The sequence below is a fragment of the Halostagnicola kamekurae genome (genome assembly GCF_900116205.1).
GTDB lineage: Archaea > Halobacteriota > Halobacteria > Halobacteriales > Natrialbaceae > Halostagnicola > Halostagnicola kamekurae.
The window spans coordinates 188,677-211,938 of record NZ_FOZS01000001.1 but is presented as its reverse complement, the minus strand read 5'-3'; the positions used below and the strand labels follow the sequence as shown (position 1 = coordinate 211,938).

Here is a 23,262-nt window from a genome sequence, read left to right as displayed (position 1 = left end):
CGGGGTCGATCCGAACCGCCACGTGACGAATCGGGCTGATTCGAACGAACGCCGTCGCTTTTTTCGCACCGGCCGGTGAAACTCGCGCCATGGAGACGATTTCGTTCGGCACAGACGGCTGGCGGGCGACGCTCGAGGAGTTCACGACGCCTCGAGTACGGATGGTCGGACAGGCGGTCGCGACGTACCTCACAGACGAGGGGCTCGAGGGACCCGTCGCCGTCGGCTACGACGCTCGGGAAACCTCGCGGGGGTTCGCCGAGGAACTCACGCGCGTGCTCTGTGCGAACGGGTTCGACGTGCTGCTCAGCGAACGCGACCGACCCACGCCGCTCGTGGCACACGCCATCGTCGATCGGGACCTCGCCGGCGCGCTGGTCGTCACCGCCTCGCACAACCCGCCGGAGTACAACGGCGTCAAGTTCATCCCAGAGGACGGCGCGCCGGCGCTTCCGCCGGTGATGGACGCCGTCGCCGACCGGCTCGCCGAACCAGACCCGCTGCCGGCCTCCGAACACGGCAGCGCCCGCGAGGTCGACTTCGCCGAGTCGCACGCCGAGGCCGCGATGGACGTCGTCGAGCGGACGACCGGCAGGCCGATCGACATCGCCGGAACCACCGTCGCCTACGACGCCATGCACGGCAGCGGGCGGGACACGACCGACGCCCTCCTCGAGCGCGCCGGAGCGTCCGTCGAGCGACTTCGCTGTGAACTCGATCCCGACTTCGGCGGAACCGGTCCCGAACCCGCACCCGAGAACCTCGAGGAACTGATCGAACTGGTGACGGCAGGGAGCGAGGGCGGCGGGGAAGCGATCGACCTCGGAATCGCGAACGACGGTGACGCCGACCGGATCGCGGTCGTCACGCCCGAGCGGGGCTACCTCGACGAGAACCTGTTTTTCGCCGCGCTCTATGACTTCCTGCTCGAGTCGGCCGACGGGGCCGCGGTCAGAACCGTTTCGACGACGTACCTCGTCGACCGCATCGCCGACGCTCACGACGCGTCCGTCCACGAGGTACCCGTCGGCTTCAAGTGGGTCGCACAGGCGATGGCCAACCACGATGCCCTCGTCGGCGGCGAGGAGTCGGGCGGGTTCACGATTCGCGGCCACGTCCGCGAGAAAGACGGCGTCTTGCTGGCGCTGCTGGCGGCTGCGATGCACGACGAAGAACCGATCGACGAGCGCGTCGACCGGTTGCTCGAGACCCACGGGACCGTCGTTCAGGACAAGACGAGCGTGGCGTGTCCCGACGAGCGGAAAGAGCGAGTACTCGTGGATCTCGAGGCGGAGATTCCCGACGCCGTCGCCGACACGGCCGTCGAGGACGTCAACACCGCGGACGGGTTCAAACTCCTGCTCGCGGACGGCTCGTGGCTGCTGGTTCGCCCGAGCGGAACCGAGCCGGTGTTGCGAGTATACGCCGAGGCAACCGACGAAGAGCGGGTCGCGACGTTGCTCGGCGCCGGGGAGGAGTTGCTCGAGCCGCTGGTCTGAAGCCGACTCATTTCGCTTCCACGCACTGTCGCGATCGTACCCCCTTCTGGTTGCGTTTGCCGGGTCCGTATTTACCTGCCCCACCGTCCTATCAGTCTCCATGAGCGATCAGCAGGGAGTCGCCCGGATGGAACTCGAGTCGGACGCGTGGCACCAGAATGACGACGGGAACTACTACATCGACTGCCCGGAGTGTGGCTCGGCTGCGACGCTAACGAACGTCGTCGAGCACAACCGCTGTAACGGCTACCTGGACCAGCGAGAAGACGAGACTGAACTCGACGAGGGCGCGATGAACTGTACGGCAAGGCTCACGCTGGAGCTCGCGTACACGTCCGATTCGGAGGTGGAGGCAGCCGATGACGGCACGGATTCCGACGACAATCGCGACGATACCGGCGAGGAAAACGCGGATCTCGAGGAAAGCGACGGCGTCACGGGCGAAGGAACACCGCCGGGATCGGAAGGGACAGTCGACGACGAGCAACAGTAAATGCCGTGTAACGTGTAAGACAGCAGTTACTCGACGGGTTCGGCCGGAACCCCGACGACGGTCGTCTCGCTTTCGACGTCACCCGTGACGACCGAACCGGCTCCGACCGCCGCGTTCTTCCCGATCGTAATATCGCCCAGCAGCGTCGCGTTCGCACCGACCTGAACGCCGTCCTCGAGCGTCGGGTGGCGTTTGACCGGTTCGTTCGTGTCCCCGCCGAGCGTAACGCCGTGATACATGTGCACGTCGTCGCCGATATCGGCCGTTTCGCCGATGACAACTCCCATCCCGTGATCGATCGTCAGCCGCCGTCCGATCGACGCGCCGGGGTGAATCTCGACGCCGGTCAAGAATCGGACGAACTGGGAGAACACTCGAGCGAGCAGTTCGAACTCCGCGTTCCAGAGCCGGTGGCTGATCCGGTGTGCCCAGACGGCGTGTAAACCCGAATAACAGAGCGCGACCCCGAGACAGCCGGTCGCAGCGGGGTCGCGCTCGCACATCGCTCGCGTGTCCTCGCGCAGTTGCTGGATCATCGGTTCTCGTAGTCCCCTCCGCTCGGTCGGGTGCGAGCAACGCCGATTCCGCGTCTCTGCCGCCCCATCCGATCGGCCCGACAACACCGCGCCACAGCAGCCCGCGGTCGAGTTCCGTCGATACGGCCGGTGTGGCTGGCGGATACCATATCAGCACCTCACGAACGGACGGGTCAAAACCCCTTCGGGGTCGCTTCCTCGAGAAAGCGCGATTCCCGCGCTCCGTTCCTCTCGCGACCGCGGTCGAACTGTTTACGGCCTCACTTCCCGCGAGCGAGTCGGGTCCCGATACGATCGGGAAGCCCGGCGTCCTCGACGGCCGCTTGCACACTCTCGACGTCGTACTCGACGCGATGCGTGTCGACAGTCATGGCATCGAGGTCGACGACAGCGTAGCCCGCCCGCGGATCGCCGTCTCGAGGCTGCCCGACGCTGCCCGGATTGACGACGATCCCCTCGGCGTAGGTCTCGACGTGCTGGACGTGGGTGTGTCCGAGCACGAGGACGTCCTCGTCCTCGAGCAATCGCGGCGAGAAGTCCTCTGGACGAGTGTACCGGTCCGGATCGTCGGGGTGACCGTGAACGAGTTTCAGTCGGTCGTCGAACTCGAGGCGTTCCTCGGGCAGAGCCGCAAGCCAGTCGCGTTGGTCGTCGGTCAGCGTCGACCGCGCGTGTTCGACGCCCGCGCGGGCCATTCCGTTGAACCGGAACGCCGACCCTTCGGCGACCGCCGCGTCGTGGTTCCCGAGCACCGTCGGCACGTCGCGGTCGCGGGGCGCGCCAGCCCGCGTTCCCACGGCGCTGAGTATCGCACCCGCTCGTAAGGCCTCGATGCACTCGGCCGGCCACGGGTTGTAGCCGACGACATCGCCCGCACAGACCAGTTCGTCGACCGCTGGCATGTCCTCGAGAACGGCCTTGAGGGCGATTCGATTACCGTGGATGTCGGAGATGAGCCCGACGTTCATGGGACGACTAACTCGCTCGAGCCGTTTGAGGCTTCCTGCGGTTCCGACGGTTCCAGAAGTGACGGTCCCGCAGTCTCCGTCCTCACTCGCCGTTCTCGATCGCCGTCTCGAACCCGTCGTCGGTGCGGGCGACGCCCGCCGCGCAGACGGCGTGTTCGAACTCGAGGTCGTAGGCCTCGCTGGCGGCTTCCTCGGCGCTCGCGGCTTCGAACGCGAACGGTTCCGGAGCGTTCGTCTCGTAGGTCGCCACCAGCGTCGGTTCCTCGACGCTCTCGACGCGAAGGGCGTCCTTCCGAACCGTCGCGATCAGCGCCTCGCCGTCGTCGCCGATCGTCGCGGCGATTCGCGGTGTATTGTAGTCGTCCTTCTCGTAATCTAACGCGAGCAGGCTGGTCGCGAGGGCGTCGCGAGCGGGATACCCTCGCTCGAGTTTCTCCGCGATCGGATCGACGTGCGAGCCGTTGCCGAAAGCGGCGGTCTCTCCCGTCGGCGTCTCGACGACGCGCAGACAGTTGTAGGCGACGTACGGATTGTCCGTCTCCGGCGCGTCGTCGGTCGGTCCGACCGTCAACGCCGTTTCTCGAGCGGTTATCTTCCGGTTCGGGAACGACCGCGAGGAAACGCGGTAGGCACCAACGTCGGGGCCGACGACGACGAAGCGTCCAACGTACATACTCGAGGGTGCGCGCGAAGGCGGAAAAGGGGTATCGGTTCGGACTCGCGATTCGCACTCCTCCACGGAGACACCCCGAAGCCGATCGGTTGTATGCAAACTCGCGGCCAGACTGCCCGTGACGACCGTCGAGGACTGCATCGCGGCGTTAGAGCAGGCTGCCGACCGACTCGAGGAGTCGCCGTCGAAAGCGCAGTACGAGTCGCTCGGTCTGACCCCCGCCTCGGAGACCATCATCCGAACAATGGGAAGGTGAACGAGGGGAAGGCCGCCGCTGGACTGGAGGTCTACGATTCGAACAGTCCGATAGCCGATCGATGAAAGAATAGTCGAATGGAGTCCGTTCGTCACCCCGTGGCATATCACCGTTTCGCGATCCCGGTCCCTTCCCGGCATTCGCGGATGCCAAACCGAAAGCGATAAACTATGTCCACCCCAACTAATGGTCGCACGAAGTCCATTAGGGTAGTGGCCAATCCTTCTGCCTTCTGGGGGCCGAGACCCTGGTTCGAATCCAGGATGGACTACTTCTCCGTTTCAACTCGAGCACCGTCAGGACGTAGTAGCGTGTTCTCCAGTCGAAACGAGGGGGTGCCGAGAGAGTACGATCCACCGGAACACCTATTTGAATTCGTTCTGTAGCTGACTGTATGAATAGGCGTTCGTTTCTCGCCGTTGCCGGGAGCGGGTCGCTGGCAATCGTCGCAGGATGTCTCGACGACATCGGAATCGGTGGGACGAATAGCGATGGCGACGAGAACACCGATCGCGACGAATCGGGGTACGAAACGCAAACGTTCGTGGGGAAGGAAGTTCCGCTCGTCCCCGTCGACGAGGCCTACGAGTGGTACGAAAACGAGGAGGCTCGGTTCGTCGATACGCGCGGAATGGGCCAGTACGATGCCGGCCACATTCCCGGCGCGGTCTACAGCCCTGCAGTCGGCGGCGACGGGACCGATCCCACGGACGAGTGGGCACACGACACGCGGATCGTCACGTACTGTGGCTGTCCGCACACGCTCGCCGGCCAGCGTGCCGCGGAGCTCAAATCAGAGGGATTCGAGAACGTGTACGCGATCGACGAGGGGTACGGCGGGTGGGAAGACGCCGAGTACCCGACCGAACGCAACGACCAGAACGCGGATGTCGAAACACACGCGATCGAAGGCGAAGCCGATGCGTCCAACGCGGGCGAGTACGTCGATATCTCCACGCTCGAGGGAAGCAACTACGAAGTCGCGACGATCCAGCCCGACGGTACCTACGAGACCGAGATCCGGTTCCCGGACGTCACCGCCGAGACCGAACTGATCGTCGAGGCACCCGACTACACCGTCGAGGGCACGCTCGAGGAGTTCACGAGTGAACCGGTCACCGCCGACAGCTAAGCGACCGTAATCAGTCCTGTTCGTAGGCACCTGCCCGCTCGAGTTCCCCCCGATCGCGGAGCACAGACGGCGTTCGGCAGATGCCGGGCGCGCCGGTCACCTGCGGCACGGTACAGTTGTTACAGCTTTCACACAGCACGCGAGCGGCGGGTGAGTCGGGCTCGAGTAGTCGGGCACCCAGTTTCGGTTCGGCGTAGAACGGCCGGGCCATGCCAACCATGTCGCAGGCTGGCGGTTCGGACTGGCTCGTCACGGCTCGGTCGGTCGAGTCCCCCCGCCCGCTCGAGGTCGCTCCTCGAGTCGAACCTGTCCCCCGATCGCTCGACCCCCCGAGCAGTCGATCCATCGTCTCCCGTTCTCGAATTCCCCCTTCCGCGAGGACCGGGATGGAGACCGCCTCACGGACCCGTCGACAGAACGGCTCGTTCCAGCCCGATTCGAAGTCGTACTGCAGGGACTGTACCCAGTTCGCCGCGGCCACCAGCCGGCGGCGAGCGGGGCCGCCGAACGCAGCGTCGTACCCCGCACGCATCGCCTCGTTCTCCCACGCTCGGTCGGGGTAGGCCCCGCGAACGATGCTCATGTCCCAGACGACCGACGCTGTGACAGGGACGACGGCGTCGTAGCCGATTCGCTCGAGCCGGCGACAGATCTCGATCCCGTCCTCGAGCGACAGTCGTCGGTCGACGATCGGCCACGGCGGCGCGGCGATTTCGGCCGGTACTTTCGTCACCAGCGGAATGTCGCCCGCTCGCTCGCGGATTTCGTCGTGGACGAGTGCGAGAAACTCGAGGCGGGCCTCGGGACCGCCGCCGAACTCGTCCTCGCGGCGGTTGTAAAAGGGCGAGAGGAACTGCTGGATGATGCCCATGTTCGCGCCGGCGAGGTGGACGCCGTCGTAGCCCGCCTCGACGCAACGACTGGCAGCCCGCCCGAAGTCCGCGGCCAGTTCGTACACTTCGTCGGTCCTCAGTACGTGCGGATCGAACGAGAGCAACCCCAACCGATCGAGCGCCCGAAGCTGCCACGGCGGCCGCGAGACCGCGAGCTGCTCGAGGGCAGGGTTCTCCGCGCGGTACTCGGCGTGCCACGTTTCCATGCTCCGGAGGCCCCCGTGCTCGAGCTGGACGAAAATCCGGCTCCCGTGGTCGCGAATCCGATCCGTGAGCCGCGACAGTCGAGAGACGAACTCGGGATCGCGGACGCGGGTCATCCCCGGCGCGGCACAGCCGCCCTCGCCACGAACGACGGTCGCGCCCTGGCAGATGAGCCCGACCCCCGACGCCGCAGCGGGCTCGAGATCGTCGATGAGCACGTCGACGGCGTCCGGGCCGTTCCCCGCGCACTCGAGTAGCGGGGCGCGGTAGAGGCGGTTAGGGACCGTCACGCCGCCGATGTCGATCGGATCCTCGAGCGTTGCCATACGTATCCTCGATTCGGGCGGCGGCGACAAGAGCGTGGTGTCGGTTCGCCTCACGAGCGAGACGAAACCGTGTCCAGTTCATGCCGCGGGCGAGACCAAACCACGTGTCGAGCCCGCTTACGATGCGAACAAGAGCCTCGCGTCCGAGAGTTCAGGGCGGCAGGATCACCGCCCGCCCCTCGATCTCGCCGTGCTCGAGCGCTTCGGCGACGTCGTTGATCTCGCCGAGGTCGTATCGGCTGGTGTGGAGTTCGACGAGGTCACGGTCGACAAGCGCGACGAGTTCCTGGAGTTCGGCGTAGCGCCCGACCAGCGTTCCCTTGAGCGAGAGTTCGCCGTCGACCAGCGCCTGGCACGGTTCGTGAATGTGGCCGCCGTAGCCGATGACGTGCTGGTCGGCCCCCGCGGCAGCAATTTCGGTCCCGTAGCCCGCCGTCTCGTCCGAGCCGACGAAATCGAGGATCTGCTGGACGCCGTCGCCGTCGGTGAGGTCGTCGACGACTTGCCCGAGATCCTCCTCGCTCGAGTTGACGGTGTGGGTCGCGCCGAGGCGTTCGGCCAGCTCGAGTGCCTCGTCTTTGATATCGACGGCGACGACGTCAGCGGCGCTCATCGCCTCGAGACATTGCAGTCCGATGTGACCGAGGCCGCCGATACCGACGACGACGGCGGTGTCGCCGGGGTTCAGTTCGCGGACCGCCTTCTTCGCGGCGTGATAGGCCGTGATTCCGGCGTCGGCGTGGGGCGCGATTTCGGTCGGATCGACCCCGTCCGGCAGCGGGATGACCGCGCGTTCGTTGGTCTGGAGGTACTCGGCGAACCCGCCGTCGGTCGTGAGCCCATTGAATGTGCTGTTTTCGCAGTACATGTCCTCGCCGAGGCGGCAGGGCCGACAGATACCACACGTCTGAACGGGGTGACAGATAACCGGGTCGCCCTCCTCGACCAGCGTCACCTCGTCGCCGACTTCGGCGACGACGCCCGCGTTCTCGTGGCCGAGCGTCATCGGGAGTTCCTGTGGAACGTACTCCGTCCACATCCCTTCGATGACGTGATTGTCAGTCTGACACCAGCCCGCACCGGCGACTTCGACGAGCACGTGATCGGAGCGCTCGAGTTCGGGTCGATCGATATCCTCGACGGTAAGCGCGTCGCTCATTTCCTCGGTGTACTCGTGGAGGCGTGCTGCTTGCATGGTACTCTGTGACAGTTCACCGTACTCCGCCAAAACCCTTCGTTCGTTCGCGGTGCAACGACGTTCTAAATCCTGTGAACGTTCATATAGCGATATTTTCTCCCAGCGCTGAAAAAGAGTGATGGGTAATGATAATAAATAACAATGTACAATGTATCACCACGACGGCGAGAACATCTTCGTCATCGACTCGCACGTCCATCTGTGGGACGCGAGCGAGCAGAACATCATCCACGAGGGCGGCGAACAGTTCATCCAGTGTTTCTACGACTACCACACGTCGTTCACGCCGGAGGAACTGCAGTGGGATATCGATGAGTATCGACAGTACGGGAGCGAACGGATGCTCGAGGACCTGTTCGGAAACGCGGCTGCGGACATGGCCATCTTCCAGCCGACGTACCTGACCGACTTCTACGACGAGGGCTTTAACACGACCGAACAGAACGCCGAACTCGCGACGGCGTACCCGGAGCGGTTCGTCCTCAACGGCACCTTCGACCCGCGCGACGGCGACGAGGGCCTCGAGTACCTCGAGGAACTCGACGAGACCTACGACCTGCAGGGAGTCAAACTCTACACCGCGGAGTGGCGCGGCGACTCGAAAGGCTGGCGACTCGACAGCGAAGAGGCGTTTCGCTTCCTCGAGAAGTGCGCGGAACTCGGTATCGAGAACGTCCACCCCCACAAGGGGCCGACGATCCGTCCGCTCAATCGCGACGCGTTCGACGTCAAGGACGTTGACGACGCCGCGTCGTCGTTCCCCGACCTCAACTTCGTCGTCGAGCACGTCGGTCTCCCGCGTCTCGACGATTTCTGCTGGATTGCGGGTCAGGAGCCGAACGTCTACGGCGGGCTCGCGGTCGCCGCCCCGTTCGCCCAGAATCGACCCGGCAAGTTCTCCGAGATCATGTCAGAACTGCTCTGGTGGCTCGGTGAGGACCGGGTCCTCTTCGGTTCGGATTACGCTATCTGGAACCCCGACTGGCTCGTCGAGGAAGTGATCGAAGCCGAACTGACGCCGGAACACCGCGCCGAGTACGGCGTCGAGTGGGACCTCGAGACCAAACGGAAGGTGATGGGCGAGAACGCGGCCGAACTCTACGACATCGACATCGAGGAGAAAAAACGAGCTTTCCGGGACGACGAGATCACCGAGACGTTCGAACTGGCAGACCACTACGCGGGCGGCGAACCGGCAGCGGCAGACTGATGGCGTCGAACTCGAGCACGCCGCACGACGCCTCGAACGGCCCGGATCGGGCCACCGTGCGCGATCGTCTCCGGCGGGTGACCGACCCCGAGCTCGACCGCTCGATCGTCGACCTCGAGTACGTCGACGAGATCGAGATCGACGGGTCGCGGGTGACGGTCCGATTCACCCTTCCAACGGCGTGGTGTTCGCCGGCGTTCGCCTGGATGATGGCGACCGACGCCCGCGACGCCGTCGAAGCGCTCTCGAGCGTCGAGACTGCGGAAATCGTCCTGCAGGAACACCTCCACGAGACCGAGATCAATCGGGGCGTCAACGAGCGCCGCTCTTTCGAGGCCGCGTTCCCCGACGCCGACGGCGAAATCGAGGACGTTCGCGCCCAACTCGACGAGAAGGCTCGAGTCGGCCGCCAGTACGACGCGATCGAAGCGCTGCTGGGAGTCGGCCTCGAGCCGGCCCGAATCGTTTCGCTGCGGCGGCGTGACATAGAGCGCGACGAGTCGGCCGGCATCGCCGCGATCGAGCTTTCCGACCGGGGATTTACCGCGACCGCGCCGCTCGAACCGATCGAGAGCTACCTCGAGAAAGCACAGGAGGCGGGGATCGGGGCTAACCCGGACGATGTTCTCTTTCGCACACCCGAAGGGGAGCCGATCGATTCCGACGAGTTCGAACTCGTCCACCGACGCGGCCGACTCGCGCAGGTCAACATGTCCGGGCAGGGCGGCATCTGTGATGCGTTGAACGAATCCAGACGCGCTCGGTTCGAGGGCGACGACTGAACGACTGCATCGAAGAGCGGTCAAGTGGTTCGAACCGGCGAGAGATCGCCGGTTACTTTTCGACCTCGAGCAGCGCGACCCGCTCGCAGACCAGGTCCTCGAGACTCGCGTCGGTCGCCGCGCGCTCGGCGTCGGTGATATCGAAGTACGTCTGCAGCGTTTCCTCGTTCGGCGTCTCGAGCGTCTCGTCCGGCGTCTCAGGCCCCCTCTCCGCGGCCGTCGCGATCGTCGGCTCGGGCTCGAACTGTTCGGCGTCTTCGAACGCCTCGCTGGCGCGCGCTTCCGCGCTCGGCTCGCCGTCCGGACCGGCATCGAACAGCACCGCGACGCGATTTTTGCCCTCGCTCACGCCCATCTCGAGCGCGCGGTCGATCTGTCTGCGGCCGGCGGTGTACAGCAGGATTTCGACCGCCCGATCGCGAGCGACGTTCTCGCCGCGCTCGAGCGCGCGGTCGGCCAGTTCGACCGATCGCTCGAGGTGGCGTCGACCCGCGAGATAGGTCGCGTCGAACGCCTGGATCGTTACCTCGTGTCGCTCACTCAGTTCGCCAAGTCGAGCGACGAACGCGTCGAGATCCTCGACCGCGAGTCGGCCCTCGAGCACCTCCATCAGAAATCACCCAGGCTGGCTTGATCGTCGTCGGGCTCGTCCGTCCCGCCGTTTCCGTCGGTCGTCGCTCGACTCCCGCCACGGTCCGTCCTCACCTCGACGCCCTCGAGATCGGTCCGGGGCTCGACGCCGTCCATCGACGGATCCTCGCGGCCGGCGTTCTCGAGGATGTTCGCCGCGGTCTTCTCTCCCTTGAGCACCGCGAGAACGACGCCCTTGTCGGCGGTTCGGAGGTCCGCGGGGCCTTCGATGCCGACGTCGTAGAGCTGTCGAGCGCGCTTGCGGCCGACGCCCCGAACCGAGACGAGCTCGAGCAGTTCCTCGCGCACCCCGTGTTCGACGCGGGCGCGGGCCTCCCGGACCGCGACGGTCCACTCGCTCCCGATCTCGTTCGCGAGCGATTCGGCCGCTCCGAGCAGCCACTCCGCCGTATCGACCTTCCCGCGGAGGTCGCCCGGCCCGATCTTGTACTCGTCGGTGAGCCGGTCTTCATCCTGTTCGTCGGCCCAGTCCTCGAGCAGTTTGCCCGTCTTCAGCGACGCGAGCCAGTCTTCGAATCGGGCGTCTTCGTACTCGCTCGGCGCGTCGCCGAGCAGTTCGGGCTCGCGCTCGTAGAAGAGTTCGCCGAACGTCTCGTCCTCACCGGAGCGGAGGTAGAGCTCGTACATGTCCGGCGTGCGCGATATGAGTTGATAGAGCCCGAGCGCCGTCGGCCGATCGTCCGCGGACTCGAGGCCGTGGACGATTTCGGCGGCGGTCATCGGATCGAGGTAGAGCCGCGAAACGGTGTGTCCCAGACTCGTCGCGGTCAGGTCGACCGCGGCGCTGTCCGCCGCTTGGGCTCCATCGCTCCCGGCGTCTGAATCCTCCGTGAGTTCCGACGCGGAGACGAACGCGTCAGTTGCGGCCTCCACGGTCTGATCGGTCTCCGTGGATCCTGCTGTCGACGCTCCGCCCTCGCGCTCGATGAAGTCGTTCGACTCGAGGTACTCGAGTACGTCGTCGGTGACCGACTCGAGTCGGCTTCCCTCTGTCGACTGGCTCGCATAGAGCGTCGCCTGCATGAACTCGAGCAGCCCCTCGCGAGTTCGCGCGAAACCGGAGGCAATGGTCGCGAGGACGTGCGTGCGCAGCGCGGGTTCGGCTGCGAGTTTCGATCGAACGGGTTCGGGTTCGCCCCAGACGTACCGCTCGAACAGCTCTTCGCGTTCGTCGTGGCTGTTCGCCAGCAGAACGGCTTCGCCGTAGGGATCGAGCCCCGGCCGGCCGGCACGGCCCATCATCTGGTGGACCTCGAGGACATCGAGGGGAGACATGCCGCCCGCGGTGGGGTCGAACCGACGCCAGTCGCGGACGATGACGCGGCGAGCCGGGGTATTGACTCCCGCCGCGAGCGTCGGCGTCGCGGAAATCATCTTGAGCAGACGGTCCCGAAAGGCGTCCTCGACGAGCGTTCGGTGCTCGCTCGCGAGCCCCGCGTGGTGGAAGGCGGCCCCGCGCTCGACGCAGTCTGCGAGGTCCTTGCTCGTCTCGGTGTCGCTCACGTTGCGGATGTCGTCGGCGAGTTCCGACAGTTTCGATCGCTCTTCGTCGGTCAGTTCGCGACTCGATACCTGCGAGAGTCGCCGTGCGGCGGCCTCGGCGTTTCGACGCGAACTGACGAACACGAGCGACGAGCCGCCTTCCTGGAGGATGTCGCGGACGAGCGCGGCTTCTTGTTTCTCCGAGCCCTCGACGGGAACCTCCCTCGTGGAGCCGTCGTGAAACTCCAGTGCGTTGCCGTAGTGGACCCCCATCTGGAGGTCGATCGGCCGCCAGTCGGTGTCGACGAGGTCGGCCTCGAGCCAGTCTGCGATCTCGTCGGCGTTGCCGACCGTCGCGGAGAGTGCGACCGTCTGGAGGCCTGGGTTGAGTTCTCGGAGTTTGGCGAGGGTCACCTCGAGGGTCGGTCCCCGGTTCCGGTCGTCGATGAGGTGAACTTCGTCGCTGACGACGCAGGTGAGATCCGAGAGCCAGTCCGCGCCGTTTCGCACGAGCGAGTCGACCTTCTCGCTGGTCGCGACGATCAGGTCCTTCGTGGCGAGCCACTCGTCGGTCGACTCGTAGTTGCCCGTCGTGACGCCGGTCGTCACGCCGAACTCCTCGTAGGCGTCGAACTCGGCCTTCTTCTCGCTGGCCAGGGCGCGAAGCGGCACGATGTAGAGCGCTTTTCCGCCGCGCTGGACGGCCGAAAGCATCGAGAGGGCCGCGATCATCGTCTTCCCGCTTGCGGTCGGCACCGCGGCGACGAGACTGTCCCCCTCGAGAATCCCCGCTTCGACGGCCTCGGCCTGGGGCGGATACAGCTCCTCGATACCCTCGTCTCGAAAGTGCTCGAGCGCCCCGGGCGGGAGCCCCGACAGCTCCTCGACGTTCATTACACGCTCTTGTGCCGTCCCGCGGTTTAAACTATCGTCTCCGAGCGAGTCGTCCCATTCGCGGATCGTCTCGAATGTATCGTGTCACCCGCGGATCGTCTCGAGGGCGTCGACGACGCCATCGGCGACGACCGACCAGTCGCTCTCTCTGACGTCGGTGGGCTGTTCGATCTGGATGGTCTGGCCGATCGGTGCGAGATCGTTGAGCACGTTCTCCGGGTTCGCCCCGGTGTACTCCGTAGCGTCGCGTTCGACGACGGTGACCGTTTGATCGGGGAGCAGATCTTCGATCGCCTCGACGACGATCGCTTTGTCCGACTCGTCTGCAGTACCGCCGACCAGTATCTCACCGTTCGAATAGCCGTGGAAGGCGACGCCCCACTCGAACTCTTGCTCGAGCAGCGAGTCGAGTTCGGGGAACGATCGCCGGTGGATCTCGGTAGAGTAGGTGTGCCAGCGGTCGAACCCGCCGCCGCCCGCGTTAAAGCCCGAGCAGATCCACCCCGTCGCGCCGATCGATTCGGCGACCCGCTCCGCCTGAAAGTCGGTACCGTACTCGATGTAGCCACCGTGGGGTGCGAGGACGACGACGTCGTTCCCGTCGCCGCCATCGTCGCCATTGACCAGATATTCGACGTACTCGTCGTTGAGCTCCCCGCCTTGACGGGTGTTGTAGCTCGGATGGATCGCGCTGGACCCGAGTGTTACCGTCTCCGAGTCGCTCGCGTCGATCCGGTCGAGCCCGCTCGCGGTCAGCCAGAGCGTCTCATCGGTTTCGTGTTCCGACGCGACGGTGTAGACCGCGTTTTCGAACTCGCCGGTTCCGTTGCCGATCCGGACTTGCTGGCCGATCGCGACGTTGTCGGTATCGGTCAACGAACACGGGACCGAACAGTACAGACTCGGATCCGCTCGAGCACTCCAGTCTTCGTTCGCCTCCTCGAGCGTGAGTTCCCAGTGATCGACGTCCTCGCAGCCTTCCGCGTAGACGTCCGTATCGGTTCCGCTCGGCGGTGCTTCCTGTGAGCGAACGATCTGAGTCTGTACGCCCGCTCCCAGTATGCCAGCGCCGACGATTCCGCCGGCACCCGCGACGATCCGCCGCCGCGAGTATCGTTGCTCTGTGGTACGGTCTCCCAAATATCCTTCCTTCTCGGACATTATAATACCAAACCTATATCGTATTCATTTTAATTTACTGGCTAGTTGTATTACTATTGTCATCTCTGTTCTGGCTCGAAATCCGGTCCGGAAGCGGTATGTCGGTGACTCACGAACCTTCGAGCATGAGAGTCGAATTCGACGAGGACACGTGCATCGGAATGTACCAGTGTGTCGCCGAGTGGGACGCGTTCTCGAAAGACAAGTCGGCGGGCAAAGCAGTTCTCGAGGGCAGCGAGGAGGAAACGGAAGGGATCTTCGTCCGCGACGTTCCCGGTGATGCGGAACTCGACGCGAAGTTCGCGGCCCGGACCTGTCCCGTCGACGCGATTACGATCTACGACGACGACGGCGAGCAGTTGATTCCCTGATCGATCGGTTCTCTCCTGACTCTCACGCTCCGGTCGACGTGCTGAATATGAAAGTCCCAGCTATTTGCGCCGGAGTCGAGTCGTTGCACGAGACCCATGACCATCGAAAGCGAGCGCCAGCTGTTCGAGCGGAAACTCGAGGAGTACTACGGCGTACAAAACGCGCTCGACGACCTCCAGCCCGAACTGGCGTCGAACGCGACCGACCAGGACGTCGCGGACTTCTTTGCGAGTCATCACGAGGCCACTCGAGCGCAACGCGATCGAGCCGAGGACGTCTTCGACGCGATAAACGCCGAGCCGTCCGGCCGCGACCCGGCGACGCTCGAGGGCATCCTCGAAGTCCACGAGGCCGTCGTCGCCGATATAGAACGGTCGGATCTCGCGGACTTCGAGACGACCGAAACCGGAAAAGCGGTCGAGCGCCTCGAGATCACGCAGCTAGAGGCGCTGTTGGTGCTCGCGGACCGAATCGACCTCGATGCGGACGGCACCGACGCCCTCGAGCAGAACAAACTGGAGGCCGAGGACGGACTCGAGACGCTCCGAGACCTCTCGGAGAGCTACTAGGAGTCGGTGGTGAACCGACGAAAATCGCTCCAACGGGACGGGACGCCTACGAGATCTTCTCGTACTGTTCCGAGAGTTTCTCCGCGGCCTCGCCGAGTTCGTTGCGCTCGAACTCCGAGAGGTCCCACTCGACGATCTCTTCGATTCCGTTCGCGCCGAGCTTGGCGGGGACGCCGAAGGCGGTCCCCTCGTGTCCGAACTCGCCCTCGAGTTTTACGCTCGCGGGTAGCACTTCGCCCGTATCGCGGAGGACGGCCTCGACCATGTGACCGACACCGGTGGCCGGCCCCCACTGGGTCGCGCCTTTCTTCTCGATGACGTTCATCGCCGAGGTCTGGAGTTCCGAGAGGAGTTCCGCCTTCTCGTCGTCGGTGAACTCGAGGTCGCGGCCGTTGACCCGGACCTTCGAGAAGACGGGCACCTGCGCGTCGCCGTGCTCGCCGAGAATGGTAGCTTCGACGTTCTGGACGGGAACGTCGTAGCGCTGGGCGATCACGTACCGGAAGCGAGCCGAATCGAGTCGGCCGCCGAAGCCGATTACCTGCTCCCGTGCGCGCTCGCCGGTCTCGTAGAGGTGCCGGTTGAGCAGGTCGACCGGGTTCGACGTGGTGATCGTGACGAAGTCGTCGTTGTGCTCCGCGAGCGAGGAGCCGATGTCCTCCATGATCGGCGCGTTGTCGCCCGCGAGGTCGATTCGGGTCTGTCCCGGCTGGCGCGGGATGCCCGCCGTGATGACGACCACGTCCGAGCCTGCGGTGTCCTCGTATCCCCCCTGTCGGATGACCGTGTTGGAGTCGTAGGCCACGCCGTGGTTCGTATCGGCCGCCTGTCCGATCGTGTCGTCTTCCTTGTCCGGAATGTCGACGAAGACGAGTTCGTCCACGATATCTCGAAGCGCGATGTTGTAGCCTGCGGCGGCCCCGACCGTCCCGGCCGCGCCGACCACGCTAACTTTCGTCATACCACGTAATGGTGCACCATCCCACGCGTTAAATCCGTCGAAACCCGTCGGTTTGGACGAGATACCCCTCGTCAGATCGATGGTCGTCGAGTGAACGAGGGAGCATTCGAGTTCTCTACACACCGTCGACGACCGAACCGATCATAGGACGGGGTGTCGAAACTCGAGTATGCGCGTGAGCGTCGTCGGCGGCGGAACGATTACGGGAGGACAGGAGCGAACCGCGGTCGCAGTCGGGAAAGCGCTCGCGGCGAGCGGCCACACGGTCGTCTGTGGCGGGTTGGGCGGTACGATGGAAGCGGTCTGTCGCGGCGCGAAATCCGAAGGCGGCGAGACGATCGGGATCTTGCCGACCGATCGACGAGCCGACGCCAACGAGTACGTCGACACGGCCATCGCGACGGGGCTCGGCCACGCCCGAAACGCGCTCGTCCCGATGAACGGGGACGCCGTCCTCGCGCTGGCCGGCGGCGCGGGGACGCTCTCTGAGATCGGCCTCGCGCAGGTCTACGACCGCCCGATCGTCGGGATCGACACGCACGAGGTCCCCGGAATCGAGACTGTCGACACACCCGAGGCGGCGGTCGCCGCGCTCGAGGGGGCCGTTCGCTGATGGAGACGACCGAGATTGACCGTCCGAACGCGCCTGCCCCGCCTTCGCAGCTTTTTCGACGTTCCAGCCCGTTGAGACGAGTATGAGCGACTTCGACAAGGAAGCCGAGCGGGAGAAGCTTCGGGAGAAGTACGAGCAGGACAAACGCGAGCGGGAGGCGACCCAGCGGATGAGCGACCTCCTGCTCAAGGGGGCGCGGATGACCAACACCCACTGTAACACCTGCGGCGATCCGCTCTTCCAGCAGAACGGCACCACCTTCTGTCCGTCCTGTCACGGCAGCCCCGAGGGCGTGGAGGCGTCTCCGGCCGACGAGTCGACGACGCAGGATTCACAACAGGCGAGCGCTCCCGACGGCCAACCCCCGGCCGCGGGGTCCGAGGCGGATACCGCGACGCCAGCGGATGCGTCCGAGCCGGTGAACCCATCCGAAGCCGCCGATGCGTCCGGGCCAGTCGATGTGTCCGAGACGACCGCCGACGCGTCCGGGATGACCGCCAACGCGTCCGAGACAGCCGCCGACCGATCGGGTGTGACGGCGACGGAGCAGACATCGCCGGCCCAGCCTCGAGACGGTTCGACCGAGCGCTCGAGCCCCGACCGACCGGCCGCACAGCCGTCCGAGACCCGGGACGAGTCGCCTCGAACCGCGCCGAGCACAACGCCCTCCCGGACCCGCGCCGGCGACGACCGCTCCGCTCCCGTCGCGGTCGAGGGCGACATCGAAGCCGGCCGAGACGCGCTGGTCGAATCCCTCGAGCGGTTCGCACGGAAGGCCGCCGAAACGGACGACCCCAGATACGCCAAAGAGTGTCTCGAGGCCGCTCGCGAGGCGAGCGAGGCGCTGTCGGCGTTGCGGTGAGGTGACGTTGAATCTTCTGTGCCGGTTATTTTCCAGAGCCGGTGTAGTCGCTCCCGACGACCTCGCGGATCCGCTCTGCGGTGACCGACCCGACGCCGTCTGTGGCCTGTAACTCGTCTTCGGTCGCGATCATCACCGCCTCGACGGTGCCGAACTCCTCGAGTAACGACCGGGCGGTCACCGGCCCGATTTCGGCGATGGAGCCGACGACGTACTCCTGTTGTTCGGCGAGTGTCTTGCTCTGTTTCTCGCCGTGGACCGAGACCTCGCGGTCCGACGTCTCCTGTTCGCGCCCGGCGATAACGCCGAGCAGTTCCTTCGTGTCGGTTTCGTCCTCGGTCCGGAGCACGCTCGCGCCGAAGTCGACAGCGAGACTCGAGAGCGCGCCTCTGACCGCGTTCGGGTGGACGTCCCGCTGTTCGTACAGCCCGTCGCCCTCGACGACGACGACCGGACGGGAGTAGTGTCTGGCCATCGCGCCGACCTGCTCGAAGACCGACCGATCGCCCCCGACCAGCGAGTCCACGAAGTCGGCGACCGACTTGCGCTCGACGACGACCCGATCCGAGAGCACGTAGTCGCCCACATCGAGGGTCTCGAGGCGGATCTCGACGTCCTCGCGTTTCGAGAGCTCTCGAGCGATGTTCGCGTCCATCTCGCGCTGGTCGGCGACAATCTCGATCGCGTCGCCCTCGGCGTGGGGCTCGTGCGGTTCGACCTCGGCGTCCGCGGAGTCGTCGGTCCGGTCACCGCCGTCGCCGTCATCACCGTCATCACCGCCGTCGCCGCCGTCGAATTCGCGCAGTCCCGGCCGATCGGCAACCCCCTCATTTCCACTGGAAGAGGCAGCTCCATCGGGCGATTTCTGCGTTCCGTTGTTCACTTCCACTTCGGTTTCGCTCGCAGTGGCACTTCCGCTATTGCTCCCGGCCCCGTCCCCGCCCCCGCCACCGCTCTCGAACGCGGCGAGTGACTGCTGGGCGTCGTCGAGTTCCTCCTCTAAGTCGTCGGCCATCCCCTTCAGTTCGCGCAGTTCGTTCTCCATCTCCTTCTCGCGGCGTCGGGAGATCCAGAAATAGGCCTCGTCGCGGGTGTCTTCTGCCATCAGGACGACGACGCGACCCTCGGACTGGCGGCCGGTACGGCCCTTGCGCTGGATGGATCGGATCGCCGTCGGCACGGGTTCGTAAAAGAGTACGAGGTCGACTTCGGGGACATCCAGGCCCTCCTCGGCGACGGAGGTCGAGACGAGCACCTCGAACTCGCCCGCCCGAAAGTCGTTCAGCACCTCCTGCTGTTGGGTCTGGGTCATCCCGTCGGAGCCCTCGCGGTCGCCCTGGCCGACGAAGCGTTTGGCGTCGAAGCTGTCGTCGAGGAAGTCCGTCAGCGCCTCCGCGGTGTCTCTGGACTCGGTGAACACGATGACCCGCTCGCCGCCCTCGAGGCCGAGCGTTTCGGCGAGCAGCATCCGCGTCTTGCGATACTTGGGGTGGAGTTCGTCGTACTTCTCGGCTTTCCGCATCGACTCTTTGACCCGCGGGTCCGAGACGAGTCGCTGGCTCGCCTTCGATGCGCCCGAGGATCGGGCCTGATTGCGCTGGCGGTCGAAGTACCGCCGCAGCGCCTCGACGCTCTGGGTCTCGACGAGCGTCACCGCCTGCCGGAGCTTCATCACCTCGGCGTGGACGGACATGCCTTTGAACCCCTCCGACTGGTCGTTGTTGATCAGCTCCTGTAACTCGGCGCGCATCCGGTTTAGATCCTTCTGGGACTGATCGGGCTGGGTCGACTTCGCGATGCCGAGTTCCTTGAGTTTCTCGAGGCGCTCCGTGATCACCTCGTTCAGGGCGTCGCGGATCTCGATGACCGCCTCGGGGAGGTCGATCCGCTCCCACTCGACGTCGGTGTCGTGGGTGAACTCCGCCACGTCGGCGTCCTCCTCGGTCATCACCTCGACCTCGTGGAGTCCGAGGTTCTCACAGACCTCGAGGATGGCCTCCTCGTCGCCGCCCGGAGACGCGCTCATCCCGGTCACGAGGGGCTGGTTCGCGTCGGCGTGGTACCGCTCTGCGATGTAGTTGTAGGCGTAGTCGCCGGTCGCCCGGTGGCACTCGTCGAAGGTGATGTGGGTCACGTCGGAAAGCGAGACGCGGCTGCCGACGAGATCGTTCTCGATGACCTGCGGCGTCGCCATGATGACGGTCGATTCGTCCCACAGCGCGGCCCGATCGTCCGGACTCACGTCGCCCGTGAAGACGACGATCTCGTCGTCGGGTATCTGGAGGGCCTCGCGATAGAACTCCGCGTGTTGCTGGACGAGGGGTTTCGTCGGCGCGAGCATGAGCGACTTGCCGCCGACCTCCTCAAGCCTGCGGGCGGTCACGAGCAGGCTCACCGTCGTCTTGCCCAGCCCGGTCGGGAGACAGACGAGCGTGTGGTCGTTCGCGGCCGTGCCCGCGAGTTTCAGTTGATAGAGTCGGCGCTCGAGGAAGTCCGGCTCGAGCAGGGGGTGATCGATGGAGGGGATCTCCTCGTCCGTCGCTGCCATTGCCGTCGGTTCGAGGCGGCCCCGGTTAAGAATTCGTGTATCGGGGTGAAAGTGGTCGCCGCCGGTACGCCGTCCGTCTTGTATGGGCGCATCCATCGATTGTAGGGACGCATCCGTCGAGCAGGACCGGGCCAAATCCGACCCGGCCCAAATGACAACGCATAATAAAGTCTATGTGCCTGGGCGCTCGCTCTCGAGTATGGCCGCCATCGAACTCAGCGGCGTGACCAAGCGGTACACGAGTTTCGGTTTCTTCGGAAACCGCTCGGTCACGGCCGTACAGGACCTCGATCTCACCGTTCGCGAGGGTGAGATATTCGGCTTTTTGGGCCCGAACGGGGCCGGCAAGTCGACGACGATCGACCTCCTCCTCGATTACGCCGAACCGACAGAGGGCTCGGTTCAGGTGTTCGGCAACGAGATCCCCGACGAGAGCGTCGCCGCCAGAGAGCGGATCGGCGTGCTCCCCGACGGCTACGGCCCGATCGGCGAGCGAACGGGCCGCGAACACGTCGAGTTTGCCATCGACGCCAAGGACGCAGACGACGACCCGGACGAACTCATCGAGCGGGTCGACATGCGCGGGCCCGACGAGTACCCCGTCGAGGAGTACTCGAAGGGGATGGCCCAGCGACTCATGCTCGCGATGGCCCTCGCCGGCGAACCCGACCTCCTGATTCTGGACGAGCCATCGACGGGACTCGACCCCAACGGAGCACGAACCATGCGCAAAATCGTCCGCGAGGAGAACGCACGCGGCGCGACGGTCTTCTTCTCGAGTCACATCTTAGAGCAGGTCGAGTCGGTCTGCGACCGGGTCGGTATCCTCGACGCCGGGCAACTGGTCGCCGTCGATAACCTCGAGAGCCTCCGGTCTGAGACCGGCCAGTCGGCCAAGGTCACGGTCGAACTGTCGACGGTCCCGTCGGACGTCCCCGCTCGGGTGGGCGAGATCGACGGCGTCGCCGACGTTCGAACGAACGGAACGTCGGTCGTCGTCGCCTGTCGAAACGACGCGAAAGCGCCCGTGATCGCCGCCTTCCACGAGTCGGCGGCCGACGTGACGAACGTGACGACCAGCGAGACGTCGCTCGACGACCTCTTCGAGCACTACACGCGGGGTGTCGCCTGATGGCGGTCGACGACGGCTCGCGACTGGGGCTGTACGTTCGCGAAGACGTTCGCGACACCGTCCGCGAGCGACAGGCGCAGGTGATCCTCGGACTGTACGCGCTCGTCGGGTTCTGGGTGACTAACACCGCCACGGCCAATCCGGCGATCGACCCCGCGGACGTCGAACTGTTCACGAAACTCTCGTCCCCGCTTACGTTGCTCACGCCCCTGCTCGTGCTCGGATTCTTCTGTTCCTCGCTCGTCGAAAAGCGGACGTCCGGCGCGTTGACGGTCGTTCTCGGGCTCCCGTTCTCGCGGAAGACGGTCGTCCTCGGGACGCTGATCGGGCGCAGTATCCTCATCACGACGGCGATACTGCTCGCGACCGTCGTCGCCCTCCCAATCGCCTACTTCCGCGGGATCTCCATCGACCCCGTCACCCTCGTCGGGTCCACGCTCGTGTTGATCCTCCTCGCGATTACGTTCACCGCCATCGCGGTGTTGCTATCGGCGACGACGCGAACGGCGACTCGAGCGACCGTCGCCGCGTTCACTACCTTCGTGATCTTCGCCGCCAACATCTGGGCGCAGTTCCCCCGCCTCGTCGTGTACGCTATCAACGGCCTGTCGTATCCGGAGACCTTCCCCGCGTGGTACGCCTTCGTCGTCGCGTTGAATCCGATGGCGGCCTACACCTACCTGATCGCAGACGTATTCCCGGCCCTCGGCGGAATCGGCTTTATTCGACCGCCCCAGGAGCCCGCGTTCTACGAGCGCCCGGCGTTCGCCGTCGCGGTCCTGCTGGGCTGGATCGCGTTCGCGACGTGGTTCGGACACCGCCGGTTCCGGGGCGCCGACCTGTGACTCGCACGTTTGGTTGAGGGGGTCGTCTCTCGGCATAGGCGCTTTTCGTCGGGAGGCGCTTCGTCAGCAATCGGCTTTCGCCACGGTAGTCGTCTCTCGGAGAGAGTCGCCTGTCGTCAATAGCCGTCCGCTGGCAATAACCGCCCGTCACCAAAATCGCCTGCCGCCAGTCGCTCAGTACTCGCGAACCTCGACGCCCGACTCGGACCCGACGTAGGTCGCGTCGGTTCGCCCGACGAACAGCCCGTGCTCGACGACGCCGGGGATCGACGCAAGTCGGCTCGCGAGGTGCTCCGGATCCTCGAGCGGGCCGAACGAACAATCGAGCACGAGGTTGCCGGCGTCGGTGACGACGGGGCCGTCCTTGCACTCGGCCGCCCGAATGGACGGCTCCCCGCCCAGTTCGCGGACTGCGTCTGCGACCACCGTGTGGGCGTCGGGAACCACCGCGAGCGGGACGGGTCCCGAGAGGCGGTCGACGAGCTTCGAAGGATCTGCCACGACGACGAACCGATCGGCCGCGGCGTCGACGATCTTCTCGCGCGTGTGGGCCGCGCCGCCGCCTTTGATCAGGTCGCCGTCGCCCGCGTCGGACCGCTCGAGGACCTGCTCGGTGCCGTCGTCGGTGTCGACCACCTGATCGGCGCCGTCGATGGCGAGGTCGACGCTCGAGACCGCATCCAGCGACGTGAGCGGGATCCCGACCTCGAGCGCGAGCTGTCGGGACTGAAAGGACGTGGGGATGCCCCGAACCTCGAGGCCGTTCTCGACCGCCTCGCCGATCGCCCTGATCGCGTGGGCCGTCGTCGAGCCGGTGCCGAGCCCCACGACGAACCCGTCTTCGACCTCCGCGGCGGCGCGTTCGCCCGCCCGGCGTTTCGCCTCGTCGGAGCCGCCCGTGCGCTTCATGTCTCGAGCACTGTGCGGGGGCGCAAAAAACGTTGCACCTCCCGTCCGCTGGCGACGGCGAGCGGTCTGCACCCGGTGGAACACCCGCGAAGG

At 65.4% G+C, this 23,262-nt stretch carries 23 protein-coding genes and 1 tRNA gene; 13 read left to right on the top strand and 11 right to left on the bottom strand.

What is annotated here, in order from left to right; genetic code table 11:
• The first annotated feature begins 89 nt into the window (after positions 1-89).
• Both BM348_RS01040 and BM348_RS01035 read left to right on the top strand, forming a co-directional pair.
• On the top strand, positions 90-1,499 hold the full coding sequence (locus BM348_RS01040; protein WP_092900763.1) for a phosphoglucomutase: 1,410 nt from the start codon (positions 90-92) through the stop codon (positions 1,497-1,499).
• A gap of 100 nt (positions 1,500-1,599) precedes the next feature.
• Positions 1,600-1,992: a hypothetical protein gene (locus BM348_RS01035; RefSeq protein ID WP_092900760.1), complete on the top strand. Its 393-nt coding sequence runs from the start codon at positions 1,600-1,602 to the stop codon at positions 1,990-1,992.
• A gap of 26 nt (positions 1,993-2,018) precedes the next feature.
• On the opposite strand, the gene cysE is transcribed toward BM348_RS01035, so the two are convergent.
• The 3 genes from cysE to BM348_RS01020 form a co-directional block, all read right to left on the bottom strand.
• The gene (cysE, locus tag BM348_RS01030) at positions 2,019-2,528 is read right to left on the bottom strand and encodes a serine O-acetyltransferase (protein ID WP_092900757.1); all 510 of its coding nucleotides are present in this window, start codon (positions 2,526-2,528) and stop codon (positions 2,019-2,021) included.
• 260 nt (positions 2,529-2,788) lie between these two features.
• Entirely contained in the window at positions 2,789-3,496 is a 708-nt protein-coding gene (locus BM348_RS01025; RefSeq protein WP_092900753.1) for a metallophosphoesterase family protein, read from the bottom strand.
• 82 nt (positions 3,497-3,578) lie between these two features.
• Complete coding sequence (locus BM348_RS01020) at positions 3,579-4,169, bottom strand: IMP cyclohydrolase (RefSeq protein WP_092900750.1); 591 nt, start codon at positions 4,167-4,169, stop codon at positions 3,579-3,581.
• Between the two features lie 118 nt (positions 4,170-4,287).
• Here BM348_RS01020 and BM348_RS01015 point away from each other — a divergent pair, with 118 nt between their 5' ends.
• From BM348_RS01015 to BM348_RS01005, 3 genes are all read left to right on the top strand, one after another.
• Positions 4,288-4,425 (top strand): hypothetical protein, encoded by a 138-nt coding sequence (locus BM348_RS01015; protein ID WP_175507073.1) that lies wholly within the window; start codon positions 4,288-4,290, stop codon positions 4,423-4,425.
• Between the two features lie 198 nt (positions 4,426-4,623).
• Positions 4,624-4,696: transfer RNA gene (locus BM348_RS01010), tRNA-Gln, on the top strand.
• Positions 4,697-4,819: 123 nt separating this feature from the next.
• Positions 4,820-5,557: a rhodanese-like domain-containing protein gene (locus BM348_RS01005; protein WP_092900745.1), complete on the top strand. Its 738-nt coding sequence runs from the start codon at positions 4,820-4,822 to the stop codon at positions 5,555-5,557.
• Positions 5,558-5,567: 10 nt separating this feature from the next.
• Here BM348_RS01005 and BM348_RS01000 read toward each other — a convergent pair whose 3' ends face one another.
• Complete coding sequence (locus tag BM348_RS01000) at positions 5,568-6,980, bottom strand: oxidoreductase (protein WP_092900742.1); 1,413 nt, start codon at positions 6,978-6,980, stop codon at positions 5,568-5,570.
• A gap of 151 nt (positions 6,981-7,131) precedes the next feature.
• Positions 7,132-8,175: an NAD(P)-dependent alcohol dehydrogenase gene (locus tag BM348_RS00995; RefSeq protein WP_092900739.1), complete on the bottom strand. Its 1,044-nt coding sequence runs from the start codon at positions 8,173-8,175 to the stop codon at positions 7,132-7,134.
• A 151-nt stretch (positions 8,176-8,326) separates the two neighbouring features.
• On the opposite strand from BM348_RS00995, the gene BM348_RS00990 reads away from it, so the two are divergent.
• Positions 8,327-9,388 (top strand): amidohydrolase family protein, encoded by a 1,062-nt coding sequence (locus BM348_RS00990; RefSeq protein ID WP_092900736.1) that lies wholly within the window; start codon positions 8,327-8,329, stop codon positions 9,386-9,388.
• Entirely contained in the window at positions 9,388-10,170 is a 783-nt protein-coding gene (locus BM348_RS00985) for an iron-sulfur cluster assembly protein (RefSeq protein WP_092900733.1), read from the top strand. Before BM348_RS00990 ends, BM348_RS00985 begins: the two co-directional genes overlap by 1 nt.
• A gap of 52 nt (positions 10,171-10,222) precedes the next feature.
• On the opposite strand, the gene cgi121 is transcribed toward BM348_RS00985, so the two are convergent.
• The 3 genes from cgi121 to BM348_RS00970 all read right to left on the bottom strand — a co-directional run bounded on the left by cgi121 (position 10,223) and on the right by BM348_RS00970 (position 14,337).
• Complete coding sequence (cgi121, locus tag BM348_RS00980) at positions 10,223-10,780, bottom strand: KEOPS complex subunit Cgi121 (RefSeq protein ID WP_092900730.1); 558 nt, start codon at positions 10,778-10,780, stop codon at positions 10,223-10,225.
• Positions 10,780-13,197: an ATP-dependent DNA helicase gene (locus tag BM348_RS00975; RefSeq protein WP_092900727.1), complete on the bottom strand. Its 2,418-nt coding sequence runs from the start codon at positions 13,195-13,197 to the stop codon at positions 10,780-10,782. Before BM348_RS00975 ends, cgi121 begins: the two co-directional genes overlap by 1 nt.
• A gap of 84 nt (positions 13,198-13,281) precedes the next feature.
• Positions 13,282-14,337 carry a poly-gamma-glutamate hydrolase family protein gene (locus BM348_RS00970; protein ID WP_245779375.1) on the bottom strand — a complete coding sequence of 352 codons (1,056 nt, stop codon included), beginning with the start codon at positions 14,335-14,337 and terminating at the stop codon, positions 13,282-13,284.
• Positions 14,338-14,483: 146 nt separating this feature from the next.
• Between BM348_RS00970 and BM348_RS00965 the strand changes: the two genes are divergently transcribed.
• Together BM348_RS00965 and BM348_RS00960 are read left to right on the top strand one after the other, a co-directional pair.
• Positions 14,484-14,729: a ferredoxin gene (locus BM348_RS00965; protein WP_092900721.1), complete on the top strand. Its 246-nt coding sequence runs from the start codon at positions 14,484-14,486 to the stop codon at positions 14,727-14,729.
• 96 nt (positions 14,730-14,825) lie between these two features.
• A complete protein-coding gene (locus BM348_RS00960; protein WP_092900718.1) occupies positions 14,826-15,299 on the top strand; it encodes a YciE/YciF ferroxidase family protein in 474 nt (157 codons plus the stop codon).
• Between the two features lie 46 nt (positions 15,300-15,345).
• On the opposite strand, the gene mdh is transcribed toward BM348_RS00960, so the two are convergent.
• Positions 15,346-16,260, bottom strand: a complete 915-nt coding sequence (mdh, locus tag BM348_RS00955; protein ID WP_092900715.1) for a malate dehydrogenase — start codon at positions 16,258-16,260, stop codon at positions 15,346-15,348.
• A 169-nt stretch (positions 16,261-16,429) separates the two neighbouring features.
• On the opposite strand from mdh, the gene BM348_RS00950 reads away from it, so the two are divergent.
• The gene (locus tag BM348_RS00950) at positions 16,430-16,873 is read left to right on the top strand and encodes a TIGR00725 family protein (protein ID WP_092900712.1); all 444 of its coding nucleotides are present in this window, start codon (positions 16,430-16,432) and stop codon (positions 16,871-16,873) included.
• 82 nt (positions 16,874-16,955) lie between these two features.
• Complete coding sequence (locus tag BM348_RS00945; protein ID WP_092900709.1) at positions 16,956-17,735, top strand: Sjogren's syndrome/scleroderma autoantigen 1 family protein; 780 nt, start codon at positions 16,956-16,958, stop codon at positions 17,733-17,735.
• Between the two features lie 25 nt (positions 17,736-17,760).
• Here the strand turns inward: BM348_RS00945 and BM348_RS00940 are convergent, their stop codons facing one another.
• The gene (locus BM348_RS00940; protein WP_092900706.1) at positions 17,761-20,283 is read right to left on the bottom strand and encodes a DEAD/DEAH box helicase; all 2,523 of its coding nucleotides are present in this window, start codon (positions 20,281-20,283) and stop codon (positions 17,761-17,763) included.
• Between the two features lie 199 nt (positions 20,284-20,482).
• Between BM348_RS00940 and BM348_RS00935 the strand changes: the two genes are divergently transcribed.
• Both BM348_RS00935 and BM348_RS00930 read left to right on the top strand, forming a co-directional pair.
• Entirely contained in the window at positions 20,483-21,415 is a 933-nt protein-coding gene (locus BM348_RS00935; protein WP_092900703.1) for an ABC transporter ATP-binding protein, read from the top strand.
• Positions 21,415-22,260, top strand: coding sequence for an ABC transporter permease subunit (locus BM348_RS00930; protein ID WP_092900700.1), 846 nt, complete (start codon positions 21,415-21,417; stop codon positions 22,258-22,260). Before BM348_RS00935 ends, BM348_RS00930 begins: the two co-directional genes overlap by 1 nt.
• 174 nt (positions 22,261-22,434) lie before the next feature.
• On the opposite strand, the gene rpiA is transcribed toward BM348_RS00930, so the two are convergent.
• Positions 22,435-23,169: a ribose-5-phosphate isomerase RpiA gene (rpiA, locus tag BM348_RS00925; RefSeq protein ID WP_092900697.1), complete on the bottom strand. Its 735-nt coding sequence runs from the start codon at positions 23,167-23,169 to the stop codon at positions 22,435-22,437.
• Between the last annotated feature and the right edge of the window lie 93 nt (positions 23,170-23,262).